15 protein-coding genes are annotated in these 12,571 nt (G+C 67.4%); all 15 read left to right on the plus strand.

The features are described from left to right. Positions 1-12 precede the first annotated feature (12 nt). The gene (locus R5H29_RS01765; RefSeq protein WP_005409556.1) at positions 13-390 is read left to right on the plus strand and encodes a response regulator transcription factor; all 378 of its coding nucleotides are present in this window, start codon (positions 13-15) and stop codon (positions 388-390) included. Then, positions 387-1,892 (plus strand): sigma-54 dependent transcriptional regulator, encoded by a 1,506-nt coding sequence (locus tag R5H29_RS01770; RefSeq protein ID WP_088610805.1) that lies wholly within the window; start codon positions 387-389, stop codon positions 1,890-1,892. The genes R5H29_RS01765 and R5H29_RS01770 overlap by 4 nt, the downstream gene beginning before the upstream one ends. Positions 1,893-2,032: 140 nt before the next feature. Next, on the plus strand, positions 2,033-2,503 hold the full coding sequence (locus R5H29_RS01775) for a hypothetical protein (RefSeq protein WP_308305464.1): 471 nt from the start codon (positions 2,033-2,035) through the stop codon (positions 2,501-2,503). Between the two features lie 130 nt (positions 2,504-2,633). Then, positions 2,634-3,050, plus strand: a complete 417-nt coding sequence (locus R5H29_RS01780) for a hypothetical protein (protein WP_134734887.1) — start codon at positions 2,634-2,636, stop codon at positions 3,048-3,050. Between the two features lie 448 nt (positions 3,051-3,498). Beyond that, positions 3,499-3,864 carry a flagellar hook-basal body complex protein FliE gene (gene fliE, locus R5H29_RS01785; RefSeq protein ID WP_005409552.1) on the plus strand — a complete coding sequence of 122 codons (366 nt, stop codon included), beginning with the start codon at positions 3,499-3,501 and terminating at the stop codon, positions 3,862-3,864. Between the two features lie 13 nt (positions 3,865-3,877). Further along, positions 3,878-5,524 (plus strand): flagellar basal-body MS-ring/collar protein FliF, encoded by a 1,647-nt coding sequence (fliF, locus tag R5H29_RS01790; protein ID WP_332328645.1) that lies wholly within the window; start codon positions 3,878-3,880, stop codon positions 5,522-5,524. Between the two features lie 7 nt (positions 5,525-5,531). Beyond that, complete coding sequence (gene fliG / locus R5H29_RS01795; RefSeq protein WP_024958226.1) at positions 5,532-6,518, plus strand: flagellar motor switch protein FliG; 987 nt, start codon at positions 5,532-5,534, stop codon at positions 6,516-6,518. Continuing rightward, positions 6,515-7,156 (plus strand): FliH/SctL family protein, encoded by a 642-nt coding sequence (locus R5H29_RS01800; protein WP_180877476.1) that lies wholly within the window; start codon positions 6,515-6,517, stop codon positions 7,154-7,156. Before fliG ends, R5H29_RS01800 begins: the two co-directional genes overlap by 4 nt. Beyond that, positions 7,153-8,538 carry a FliI/YscN family ATPase gene (locus tag R5H29_RS01805; RefSeq protein ID WP_088610806.1) on the plus strand — a complete coding sequence of 462 codons (1,386 nt, stop codon included), beginning with the start codon at positions 7,153-7,155 and terminating at the stop codon, positions 8,536-8,538. The genes R5H29_RS01800 and R5H29_RS01805 overlap by 4 nt, the downstream gene beginning before the upstream one ends. 3 nt (positions 8,539-8,541) lie before the next feature. Further along, positions 8,542-9,009, plus strand: a complete 468-nt coding sequence (fliJ, locus tag R5H29_RS01810; protein WP_021203862.1) for a flagellar export protein FliJ — start codon at positions 8,542-8,544, stop codon at positions 9,007-9,009. Next, positions 9,009-10,154: a flagellar hook-length control protein FliK gene (locus tag R5H29_RS01815; RefSeq protein ID WP_332328646.1), complete on the plus strand. Its 1,146-nt coding sequence runs from the start codon at positions 9,009-9,011 to the stop codon at positions 10,152-10,154. Before fliJ ends, R5H29_RS01815 begins: the two co-directional genes overlap by 1 nt. Before the next feature lie 137 nt (positions 10,155-10,291). Continuing rightward, positions 10,292-10,807 (plus strand): flagellar basal body-associated protein FliL, encoded by a 516-nt coding sequence (gene fliL / locus R5H29_RS01820; RefSeq protein ID WP_019659602.1) that lies wholly within the window; start codon positions 10,292-10,294, stop codon positions 10,805-10,807. 10 nt (positions 10,808-10,817) lie between these two features. Beyond that, the gene (gene fliM / locus R5H29_RS01825; RefSeq protein WP_332328647.1) at positions 10,818-11,822 is read left to right on the plus strand and encodes a flagellar motor switch protein FliM; all 1,005 of its coding nucleotides are present in this window, start codon (positions 10,818-10,820) and stop codon (positions 11,820-11,822) included. After that, complete coding sequence (gene fliN, locus R5H29_RS01830; RefSeq protein ID WP_005409543.1) at positions 11,819-12,154, plus strand: flagellar motor switch protein FliN; 336 nt, start codon at positions 11,819-11,821, stop codon at positions 12,152-12,154. The genes fliM and fliN overlap by 4 nt, the downstream gene beginning before the upstream one ends. After that, positions 12,151-12,570 (plus strand): flagellar biosynthetic protein FliO, encoded by a 420-nt coding sequence (gene fliO, locus R5H29_RS01835; protein WP_014037105.1) that lies wholly within the window; start codon positions 12,151-12,153, stop codon positions 12,568-12,570. The genes fliN and fliO overlap by 4 nt, the downstream gene beginning before the upstream one ends. Position 12,571: the final 1 nt, after the last annotated feature.

The raw sequence follows: 12,571 nt of genomic DNA on the forward strand, positions 1-12,571 counted from the left end.
AGGATGTTGGACATGAACAAGCTCACGGTCCTGCTGGTCGATGACCACGAGGGCTTCATCAACGCGGCGATGCGCCATTTCCGCAAGATCGACTGGCTGCAGATCGTCGGCAGCGCCGGCAACGGCCTGGAAGCGATCGAGCGCTCGGAAACGCTGCGCCCGCAGGTGGTGCTGATGGATCTGGCCATGCCGGAAATGGGGGGGCTGCAGGCCACCCGCCTGATCAAGTCGCAGGACGATGCGCCGTACATCGTGATCGCCAGCCACTTCGACGACGCCGAGCACCGCGAACACGCGTTGCGCGCCGGCGCCGACAACTTTGTCAGCAAGCTGTCCTACATCCAGGAAGTCATGCCGATCCTGGAAGGCCTCAGGGAGGAACAGTCGTGAGCGAATCGCGCATCCTGGTGCTGGACAACGACGCCGTGCGCGCGGAGCGCACCGTTGCCCTACTGGAATTCATGGACTTCAACCCGCGCTGGGTGTCCGACGCAGCCGACTTCGACCTGGGCCGACAGCGCCAGAACGACTGGATGGCGGTGATCGTCGGCAGCCTGGACGACAGCCCCGCCAGCACCGCGCTGTATCACTGGCTTGGCGGCAGCAGCCTGCCGCCGCCGGTACTGCTGGCCGACGGTGATGCCGCTGCGTTCGCGCAGCAGCATGGCCTGCACGAAGCCAACATCTGGCCGCTGGAAACCCCGCTGCGCCACGCGCAGATGGAAGCCCTGCTGCGCCGCGCCAGCCTCAAGCGCCTGGATGCCGAGCACCAGGCCGGTGCCGCGCAGGAGCAGGGACCGACCGGCAACGGCCCGGCGGTCACCGCGCTGCGCACCATGATCGAACAGGTGGCCGCGTTCGACACCACCGTGCTGGTGCTGGGCGAATCCGGCACCGGCAAGGAAGTGGTGTCGCGCGCGATCCACCAGCGTTCGCCGCGCCGTGACGGCCCGTTCGTGGCGATCAATTGCGGCGCCATTCCGCCTGACCTGCTGGAAAGCGAGCTGTTCGGCCACGAAAAGGGTGCCTTCACTGGCGCACTGACCGCGCGCAAGGGCCGTTTCGAAATGGCCGAAGGCGGCACCCTGCTGCTCGACGAGATCGGCGACATGAGCCTGCCGATGCAGGTGAAGCTGCTGCGCGTGCTGCAGGAACGCAGCTTCGAGCGCGTCGGTGGCAACCAGACCATCCGCTGCAACGTGCGCGTGGTGGCCGCGACCCACCGCGACCTGGAGACCCGCATCGCCGAGGGCAAGTTCCGCGAGGATCTGTTCTACCGCCTCAACGTGTTCCCGATCGAAGTGCCCGCGTTGCGCGAGCGCCGTGAGGACCTGCCGGCGCTGGTGGAAACCATCGCCGCGCAGCTGGCCCGCACCGGCCGTGGCGAAGTGCGCTTCACTCCCGAAGCGCTGCAGGCGCTGTCCAGCTACGAATGGCCGGGCAACGTGCGCGAGCTGACCAACCTGGTCGAGCGCCTGGCGGTGCTGCATCCGGGCGGTTCAGTACGCGTGCAGGACCTGCCGGCCCGCTACCGTGGCGATGCCGCACTGGCAGCGGTGGCTGCACCGGCACCGGCAGCTACGGTTGCCAACGAAGAACGCCTGGACCTGCGCAGCTTCTCGTTCCACACCCCCGGCAGCGGCAACCAGCCGGCGCTGGAGCACGGCATCGCCGTCAATCGCCCGGCGGCACCGGCCGCCCTGCCCGACGAAGGCATGGACCTGCGCAACCACATGGCCAACATCGAACTGGGCCTGATCAACGAAGCACTGGAACGCACCCAGGGCGTGGTTGCCCACGCCGCCCAGCTGCTCGGCCTGCGCCGCACCACCCTGGTGGAAAAGCTGCGCAAGTACGGCATCGAACGCGAGCAGGCCGAACTGGCCGGCTGAAGCGCGCTGTCAGCATGAAGGGGGCACGAACGCCTGGGCTTGCCCAGGCGTTGGTGTTTGTGGGATTTGCAACTATTCCCGATGCGCTTCACTCCGGGACGCAATAGCCTCAGGGGTTGCGATTGCCACCGAGGAATGTCATGAGCGAGACCTTTGAAAGCTCCATGCAGGAAATACTGGAATCCATGCTCAGCGTTTGTCTTGAGTACAGCGATGACAGAGCCAATGGGGTCTATCTCTATTGCTCCGCAGAACAAGGGCTGCTCGCTGCTGATGTCTTCTACGAGATCGGTGGTGGCTTCTATGAGAAGCACTTGCTGAACAAGTCCGTTTGCACGGCAGAAGCAGCTGTCTTCAATACATCCGAGGAGCAGCAGTCTGCGCTTCTGGATTGTCTTCTGAGCGATCTCAAACAGTTGATCGCCCTTCACGTGCGCCACCATCGAGAGTCACCCACCGAGCTTAAAGCCCGGTATGACGTCGTGCGGCACAGCCTCACGGTGGACTACAGCTATGCCCTGAAGTACTCCAACCACGACACCTTGATGGCCAACGACATATTCGAAGCGTGGTTCGAAGAACTAAGGTGGCAGCGACCACGCGCGGATTGACATCGCGGTCATCGCGGTCAGATCCCTTTCCTGCGGAAAGGGATCTGACCCCATCGCATTTGCAGGTTTTCCTAGAGACAACACGGCCGCAGTGCGGAGTATGGCAAGGACATCCCAAGGAGGTTCCACCATGCATCGCCTGATCCTGCTCACCGCCCTGCTCTGCCCCGCCCTGGCCACCGCCGCCAACTGCACCCTACCCGCCACGCTCGACCAACGTCAGTTCACCAACCTCAGCGACCCGCTGTACGCGCCGGACAACCCCAACGCCGGGCGCATGGTGCAGGTCAGCTTTGCCGGCAGCCAGTACGTGCTGGATATCCTCGGCACCGACCTACGCATCGGCGGCAGCTACCGCTACCAGCGGCTGGCCCCACACATCGCCGAGATCCGGATGAGCGAAAGCCACCCGGCCGGCGCCGCCCACTACACCCTGCTGCTGACCTGCCTGAGCGACCGGCAGGGTCGTTTCATCTACACCCAGCACGACGGCCCCATCGCCCCGCGCCAGCGCCAGAATTCCGGCCGATGGACCCTGCAGCCCTAGGCCAGAAAACCGACGCCGGTTAAATGGCGCCACGACCGGAGTCAGAGCCGGTTGTGTTGCAACGGGATCCGACCCCGTGCCGACCAACGGTCGGCACCCACCACCATCAGAAGCACCATCAGAAGCACCATAGGCAGCAGGTTCCAACAGATCGCGGCCAACTGTCGAAGGCGGGGTGGGTCCGGTTGCGGGGGCGTGAGCGCCATGGATGGCGCGACCGAGCCTACAGGGACGTATTCACGGCGTCCCCCGCAACCGGACCCACCCCGCCACCCCACGGATAGCCCGATTTTGACGTTGATGTTGACGTCGCGTCGGCGGGTGCAGGGCGCAGCCCTGCCACCAAACACCCCCAACCCTCACTTCACTGAATCGAAAACCGGTTTCGGCACGGCACTTGCACTGGCTACAGCAGACAACCCCATCCCTGTTTCTGGAACCGTTGCAGATGTCCCACTCCGTCACTTCGATCCTTTCGCAGATCCGCTCCTATCAGACCCAGATGGGACAGCCGGCGCTCAACCCGCTGGGCGAAACGCCGCGCAGCAACGCCCTGCCGGGCACGGTGCTGGACGCGCCGCAAGCCCAGCCGGCCAGCTTCACCGAAACCCTGCGTGGTGCGATTGCCGGCGTCAACGATGCGCAACAGAAATCCGGCGCCCTCGCCAAGGCCTTCGAAATGGGCGACCCCAGCGCCGACCTGGCCAAGGTGATGGTCGCCTCGCAGCAGTCCCAGATCGCCTTCCGCGCCACCGTGGAAGTTCGCAACCGTCTCGTCCAGGCTTACCAGGACGTGATGAACATGCCGCTGTAAGGAATAGAGACGCATGGCACTGACGCTCTCCAAGGACAGCCTGAACGCCGAAAAGGCCGGGCAATGGTTCGACCGCCTGCAGAGTCTGCAGATCACCCGTCGGCTGGGCCTGATGGCGATGATCGCGGTGGCGGTGGCGGCAGGCCTGTCCGTGTTCTTCTGGTCGCAGAAGCCGGGCATGGTCCCGCTGTACACCGGCCTGGACCAGAAGGCGACCGCTGAAGCGACCGACCTGCTGCGCGCCGCACAGATTCCGTTCGCACTCGACCCGGCCACGGGTGGCATCACCGTGCCGGAAAAGAACCTGCACGACGCGCGCCTGAAGCTGGCCGGCTCCGGCCTGACCGACAGCGGCAAGCTCGGCTTCGAGCTGATGGAGCGCGACCCGGGCTTCGGCGTCAGCCAGTTCGTGGAAAGCGCGCGCTACCAGCATGCGCTGGAAACCGAGCTGTCGCGCACCATCAACACGCTGCGCCCGGTGCGCGATTCGCGCGTGCACCTGGCCATTCCCAAGCCCAGCGCCTTCACCCGCCAGCGTGACGTGGCCAGCGCCTCGGTGACCCTGGAACTGCGTGGCGGCCAGCAGCTGGAACGCAGCCAGGTGGACGCCATCGTGCACATGGTCGCGGCCAGCATCCCGGATCTCGCCCCGGAACGGGTGACCGTGGTTGACCAGAGCGGGCGCATGCTCAGCGTCAGCGACCCGAACAGCGAGGCGGCGGTCAACGCTGCCCAGTTCGAACAGGTGCGCCGCCAGGAAACCTCGTTCAACCAGCGCATCCGCGAACTGCTGGAACCGATGACCGGCCCTGGCCGCGTCAACCCGGAAGTGAGCGTGGACATGGATTTCTCGGTGACCGAGGAGGCCCGCGAGCTCTACAACGGTGAGCCGCAGAAGCTGCGCAGCGAGCAGATGAGCGAGAACACCACCAGCACCCCTGGCCCGCAGGGTGTGCCGGGTGCCACCAGCAACAGCCCGCCGGGCCAGCAGGCTGCACCGGCCACCGCACAGACCCCGACCGAAAGCAGCAAGAACGCCACCCGCAACTACGAGCTGGACCGCACCCTGCAGCACACCCGCCAGCCGGCCGGCCGCATCAAGCGCGTGTCGGTGGCGGTACTGGTGGACAACGTGCCGCGCGCCGCTGCCAACGGCAAGGTCAGCCCGCAGCCGCTGTCGGCCGCGGAACTGACCCGCGTCGAGGCGCTGGTGAAGCAGGCCGTCGGCTTCAACGCCGAGCGTGGCGACACCGTGTCGGTGATGAATGCCCCGTTCGTGCGTGACACCACGCCGGTCGAAGGGCCGGCCTGGTGGGAACTGCCATGGGTGCACGATGCCGGCCGCATGCTGCTCGGCGCGGTGGTGGTGCTGGCGTTGTTGTTCGGCGTACTGCGCCCGGCGCTGCGCGCGATCACCGGCCAGAACAGGAAGGACGACCCGCAGGCACTGGAGCCGCACACCGCGGACGTGCAGCTGGTGGATGACGATGGCATGCCGCTGCCGGCGCTGGGCGCCGACCGGGCGAGCCTGGCTGGGCCGGAGGCCCTGGCCCTGCCGGTGGATTCATATGAGGAACGACTGCGGATGGCGCGTGAAGCCGTAAAGACCGACTCCAAGCGCGTGGCCCAGGTGGTCAAGGGATGGGTGGCCAATGACTGAGGCACAACTGACCGGCGTACAGCGCGCGGCCGTGCTGCTGCTGTCCCTGGGTGAGCTGGACGCGGCCGAAGTGCTGCGCCACATGGAACCCAAGGAAGTGCAGAAGATCGGCATCGCCATGGCCACCATGACCGACATCACCCGCGAGCAGGTGGAACGGGTAATGGACCAGTTCGGCCAGGAGCTGGGCTCGAAGACCTCGCTGGGCGTGGGTTCGGACGACTACATCCGCAACATGCTGGTGCAGGCGCTGGGCAGCGAGAAGGCCGGCAACCTGATCGACCGCATCCTGCTGGGCCGCAACACCACCGGCCTGGACGCGCTGAAATGGATGGACCCGCGTGCGGTGGCCGACCTGGTGCGCAACGAGCACCCGCAGATCATCGCCATCGTGATGGCGCACCTGGAAACCGACCAGGCCGCCGACGCGCTGAAGCTGCTGCCGGACCGTACCCGCGTGGACGTGCTGCTGCGCATCGCCACCCTCGACGGCATTCCGCCGAACGCGCTCAATGAACTCAACGAGATCATGGAGCGCCAGTTCGCCGGCAACCAGAACCTGAAATCGTCCAACATCGGCGGCGTGCAGTGCGCGGCCAACATCCTGAACTTCATGGACAGCGGCCAGGATCAGGCCATCCTGGGCGAGATCGCCCGCATCGATGCGCCGCTGAGCAACCGCATCCAGGACCTGATGTTCGTGTTCGACGATCTGGTCGACCTGGATGACCGCGAAATGCAGCTGGTGCTGCGCGAAGTGAGCGGCGAGCGCCTGGGCCTGGCCCTGCGCGGTGCCGACATCAAGGTGCGCGACAAGATCACCCGCAACATGTCGCAGCGCGCGGCCGAAATCCTGCTGGAAGACATGGAAGCTCGTGGCCCGGTGCGCCTGTCCGACGTGGAAGGCGCCCAGCGCGAGATCCTGGCCATCGTCAAGCGCATGGCCGATGAAGGCACCGTTACCATCGGCGGCAGCGCGGAGGCCATGCTGTGAGCAACGTCGTGCGCTGGCTTGCCCCGGACCTGCTGGCCCAGCCCGAACCGGCGCTGGAGCAGGAGGATACATTCGAACTCACCGAGCCGGACCCGGAGCATGAACCCGAGCCACCGCTGCAGCTGCCGACGCTGGAGGAAATCCAGGCAATACAGGACAGCGCCGAGAAGGAAGGCTTCCAGCACGGCCATGCCGAAGGCTACGGCCAGGGGCAGGCCGAAGTGCGCCGCCTCGCCGCGCAGATCGAAGGCATCCTCGACAACTTCAGCCGGCCGCTGGTGCGGCTGGAAAACGAAGTGGTCGGCGCGCTCGGCGAGCTGGCCGTACGCATCGCCGGTGCGCTGGTCGGCCGTGCCTACGAAGCTGAGCCGGCACTGCTGGCACAGCTGGTCGGTGAGGCGATCGACGCGGTGGGTGGCAGCACCCGCGAGGTCGAAGTGCGGCTGCACCCGGACGACATCGCCGCGCTCGCCCCGCTGTTGAGCCTGCCGCCACAGCAACGCCTGGTGCCGGATACCAGTCTCAGCCGCGGCGATCTTCGCGTGCACGCCGAAGCGGTGCGCATCGACGGCACCCTGGAAGCGCGCCTGCGCGGCGCGCTGGACGCGGTGATCCGCCAGACCGGAGCCAATACATGAATCCCGATCCGCAGCCGACGCCGCCACCGGCCGACTGGGCCATGGCCCGCAACCTGCGCCTGGCCCGTCGGCTCGACGGCCTGCGCGTGGATACCTCCCATGGCCGTGGCCTGATCCGCGAAGGCGTGCTGCGCCGCGCGGTCGGACTGACCCTGGAAGCGGTCGGCTGCGAAGCGCCGCTGGGTGCCAGCTGCAAGGTGGAAGTGGTCGATGGTGGCTGGGTCGATGCCGAAGTGGTCGGCTTCGCCGGCGAGCGCACTTACCTGATGCCGAGCGCGGAACTGCACGGCCTGCTGCCCAACGCACGGGTGGTGCCGTCTGCGCGCCGTGGCGGCGTTGAAGTGGGCGAAGGGCTGCTCGGCCGCGTCATCGACAGCGATGGCGTGCCGCTGGACGGCAAGGGCCCGATCCGCGCCGAGGGCCACGTTGGCATGGCCGGCGTGTCGATCAATCCGCTGGCGCGTGAACCGATCACCCAGCCGCTGGACGTGGGCGTGCGCGCGATCAACGCGCTGCTGCCGATCGGCCGCGGCCAGCGTGTCGGCCTGTTCGCCGGCTCCGGCGTCGGCAAGTCGACGCTGCTGGGCATGATGACCCGCTATACCGCCGCCGACGTGATCGTGGTCGGCCTGATCGGTGAACGTGGACGCGAAGTCCGCGATTTCGTCGAGACCACGCTGGGCGAGGAAGGCCTGCGCCGCGCCGTGGTGGTGGCCAGTCCCGCCGACCGGCCGCCGCTGGCGCGCCTGCACGGCGCCTACCGCGCTACCGCCATCGCCGAATGGTTCCGCGACCAGGGACTGAACGTGCTGCTGCTGATGGACTCGCTGACCCGCTTTGCTCAGGCGCAGCGCGAGATCGGCCTGTCGGTCGGCGAACCGCCGACCACCCGCGGTTACCCACCGTCGGTGTTCGCCAAGCTGCCGGCACTGGTCGAACGCGCCGGCAACGGCGCCAAGGGCCGTGGCTCGATCACTGCGTTCTACACGGTGCTCACCGAAGGCGATGATCCGCAGGACCCGATCGCCGATGCGGCGCGCGCGATCCTCGACGGCCACATCCTGCTCTCGCGGCGCGTGGCCGACAGCGGTCTGTACCCGGCCATCGACGTCGAATCGTCGGTCAGCCGCGTGGTCACGGAAATCGCCGACGAGCCGTGGCGCCTGCGCATCCGCAAACTGAAACGACTGGTCTCGGCCTACTCGGCCAACCGTGACCTGATCGCCATCGGTGCCTACCAGCGCGGCAACGACGCGGCCACCGACGAAGCCCTGGAACGTTGGCCGGAAATCATGGAGTTCCTCGGCCAGGACGTTGCCAAGGCCGCAGATCTCCCGCACAGCCAGGCGGCGCTGCAGCGCCTGGTGGAACAAGAGAGTTAAGCCATGAACCAGTCCAAGCGCATCGATCCCCTACTCAAGCGGGCCCAGGAACACGAGGACGCGGTCGCCCGCGACCTGGCCGAACGCCAGCGCGTGCTCGACACCCATCTATCGCGACTGGACGAACTGCGCCGTTATGCCGAGGAGTACGCCAACGCGCAGATGGCGGCGACCAGCCCGGCGCAGCTGCTGAACCGGCGCGCGTTTCTCGACCGCCTCGACAGTGCGGTCGAACAGCAGCAGGCCACGGTCAATGGCAACCGCGAGAAGGTGGAAGCCGAGCGCGCCCGCCTGATCCTGGCTAGCCGTGACAAGGCCGTGCTGGAACAGCTGGCGGCCAGCTACCGCGCGCAGGAGAAAGTGGTCACCGACCGCCGCGACCAGCGCGAGATGGACGACATCGGTGCGCGCCGTGCGCGTCTGGTGCAGGCCGAAGACCAGGATGGCACCGAGCAGGGAGGCCGCCCGTGATGCCCGCCCCGCTCGCCAGCAGCGCCAACGCGCAGGCACAGACTGCCGGCGGCGCCGCAGCGCGCACGCCACGCAGCGAGGCCAGCAAGGATTTCAGCCAACTGTTGCAGGGCGGCGCGCCGGACGCGCTCGCCGGCGCCGCCACGTCACCGCCCACCTCGGCACCGAAGCCGCAGACGAGCGCCGATGGAAATGGCCAGGCGCCGGAGGAACGCAGCATGGATGCGGCGGCGACGGGAAACGAGACGTCGCCCTTGCCGCCGCAAACTCCGCCTGCGGGTGATCGGGCGACGGACAAGGACACGCCGGTGGCCACCGAGGACGCGCCGTGGCCGCCGCTGGGCCTGGCCGGCCTGGTCCTGGCGATGCCGGCCCCCTCCGATCCTGCCGCCACTGCTCCTGCTGCAACGGGTGCGGGCACGGCGCTGCCGGCCACTGCCGGACCGGGACTGCCTGCCCCGACGCCGACCCCGGCGCCGGGCGCAGCCGTCGCATCGATGGCTGACAGCACGCCGCCGGCCGCCAGCGCCGGCGATGCCACGACCCTGCCACTACCGGAGACGGTCCTGCCGGGCAGCAAGCATGGCGACCGCGACAGCAACGACGTGACCGCGATCGGCGACCGTAGCGCTGCCCCATTCCTGCACGCCCCGGCCCCGGCGCTCCTGCAGGACCTCAAGGCTGCGCTCGCTACCGGCACTGCGGTCTTCAACGGCGAACCGACGCCCAGGCCCGTGTTCGGCGACGATGGTTTCGACCAGGCCATTGGCGCGCGCCTGGGCTGGCTGGCCGACCAGAAGATCGGCCACGCCCACATCCGCCTGAGCCCGGACGACATGGGCCCGGTGGATGTGCGCCTGCAACTGAACGGCGACAAGGTGCACGCCAGTTTCAGCAGCCCGCATGTGGACGTGCGCCAGGCACTGGAAAGCAGCCTGCCGCGCCTGCGCGAACTGCTGGGCGAACAGGGCTTCCAGCTGGCCCACGCCGATGTCGGCCAGCAGGCCCCGGGGGGTGACGGCAATGCGTCGGGGCGGCCCGGTGGCGGCGGTCTGCCCGGCGACGGAGAACCGACGCCGGGCGATGGCAGCGTGTCGTCGGCGCAGCTGATCCGCCAGCGCGGATTGCTGGACGCTTACGCCTGACAGGCGTGCCAACCAAGGTTGGCAGCCACCAGAGCGATGCGGCTGGCACCCCGACGGAATTCCGTCGCACCCCTCTACCCCGGCTCCGGCACACCCCTTGCATATCCCGGTGAAGCAACCCTCAGGAGCTTCACCCCGTGGCCGCAGCCGCTGACAAAACCAAGAAGACCGCCGAGAAGGACAAGGCCGCCAAGCCACGCAGTCCGATCCTGATCACCGCACTGGTGGCCGTGCTGGCCGCCGCTGCCGCCGGTGGCGGCGTATGGTTCTTCACCCAGTCCAAGCACGAAGACAAGACTGCGCAGGCGCCGAAGAAGAGCGCCACCCCGGCCCCCGCGCAGTACTTCGCGCTGGACCCGGCGTTCGTGGTCAATCTCAATGGCCCGGTCGATGGTCCGCGCTACCTGCAGCTGGAAGTGCAGCTGATGACCCGTGACCCGGCTGCGCTGGAAGCGATCAAGACCCATGCTCCCGCCATCCGCGCACGCCTGCTGATGCTGTTCTCGCAGGTCAGCCCGGACCAGATCGCCGATGTCGCCGGCAAGCAGAAGCTGCAGGCTGCGTCGCTGGCCGAAGTGCAGAAAGTGCTCAAGGCCGAGACCGGCAGCAATGGTGCCGACGACCTGCTGTTCACCAGCTTCGTGACCCAGTAAGGGCCCACCGATGAATGATCTGTTGTCCCAGGACGAGATCGATGCCCTGCTCCACGGCGTGGACACTGGCGCGGTCGAAACCGATCCGGAACCGCCGTCAGGCGAAGCGCGCACGTACGACTTCGCCAGCCAGGACCGCATCATCCGCGGTCGCATGCCGACCCTGGAAATGGTCCACGAGCGTTTCGCGCGCCTGTGGCGGATCGGCCTGTTCAACCTGATCCGCCGCTCGGCCGAGCTGTCGGTGCGCGGCATCGAACTGATCAAGTTCAACGACTACATGCACTCGCTGTATGTACCGACCAACCTGAACCTGATCCGCTTCAAGCCGCTGCGCGGCACCGGCCTGATCGTGTTCGAGCCGACCCTGGTGTTCGCCATCGTCGACAACTTCTTCGGTGGCGACGGGCGCTACCCGACCCGCATCGAAGGCCGCGAGTTCACCGCCACTGAAATGCGGGTGATCCACCTGCTGCTGAAGCAGACCTTCGCCGACCTGCGCGAGGCCTGGGCGCCGGTGATGGACGTGGACTTCGAGTACATCAACTCGGAGATCAACCCGCACTTCGCCAACATCGTGACGCCACGCGAATACGTGGTGGTGTGCCGCCTGCACGTCGAACTCGATGGCGGCGGTGGCGACATCCACGTCACCCTGCCGTACTCGATGCTGGAGCCGATCCGCGAGCTGCTCGACGCCGGCATCCAGAGCGACCGCAACGACCGCGACGAAAGCTGGGGCCAGACCCTGCGTGAGCAGCTCAACATCGCCGAAGTCACCCTGTCCAGCGTACTGGCCAGCAAGCGCATGACCCTGCGCGACCTGACCCAGCTGAAGGTCGGCGACATCCTGCCGATCGAACTCAGCCCGCAGGTGCCGTTGTGCGTGGAGAACATCCCGGTGTTCACCGGCGAGTTCGGCATCGCCAACGGCATGAACGCCGTGAAGATCACCGCTACCCATCCGCCGGGCACCCGCCCGCGCGTACCCGTCATCCAGGAAGACCCGCAATGAACGATATCGACGCCCTCGAACCCACCCCGGCCCAGTTCAGCAGCCTGCAGGCCGATGAGGCGAACGGCCCGGACCTGAACCTGGACGTGATCCTGGACGTACCGGTGACCCTGTCGCTGGAAGTCGGTCGCGCGCGCCTGCCGATCCGCAACCTGCTGCAGCTCAACCAGGGCTCGGTGGTGGAACTGGAACGGGGTGCCGGCGAGTCGCTGGACGTGTTCGTCAACGGTACCCTGATCGCCCACGGCGAGGTTGTGGTGATCAACGACCGCTTCGGCGTGCGCCTGACCGACGTGGTCAGCCCGAGCGAGCGGATCCGGAGACTGCGTTGAGCCTGCTGGCCTCCACCCTGCTGGCGGTCGGCAAGACCGCCGCGCCCATCGGGCCCCAGGTCGGCCAGCATGCGGCCGCCGCACCCAGCCTGTTCGGCGCGGTGCTGGCGCTGCTGGCAGTGCTCGCGCTGGTCATCGGCCTCGGCTGGCTGCTCAAGCGCATGCCCGGCAGTGGCTTCCGCCCGGCCGAAGGCATGAAGCTGGTGGCCAGCCTGAGCGTGGGCGCCAAGGAGCGCGTGGTGGTGGTCGAGGTCAACGGCCAGCAACTGCTGCTGGGCGTCACCGCCGGTGGCATCAACACCCTGCATACCCTGCCCGAACCGTTGCCGCCCCCGGCGCCGGTGCGCGTGCCGGACTTCAAGAACCTGCCGAATTTCGCCCAGTTGCTGCAGCAGCGGCTGCGCAAGGACCCCTGAC

Source organism: Stenotrophomonas sp. A3_2 (genome assembly GCF_036624925.1).
Classification (GTDB): domain Bacteria; phylum Pseudomonadota; class Gammaproteobacteria; order Xanthomonadales; family Xanthomonadaceae; genus Stenotrophomonas; species Stenotrophomonas hibiscicola.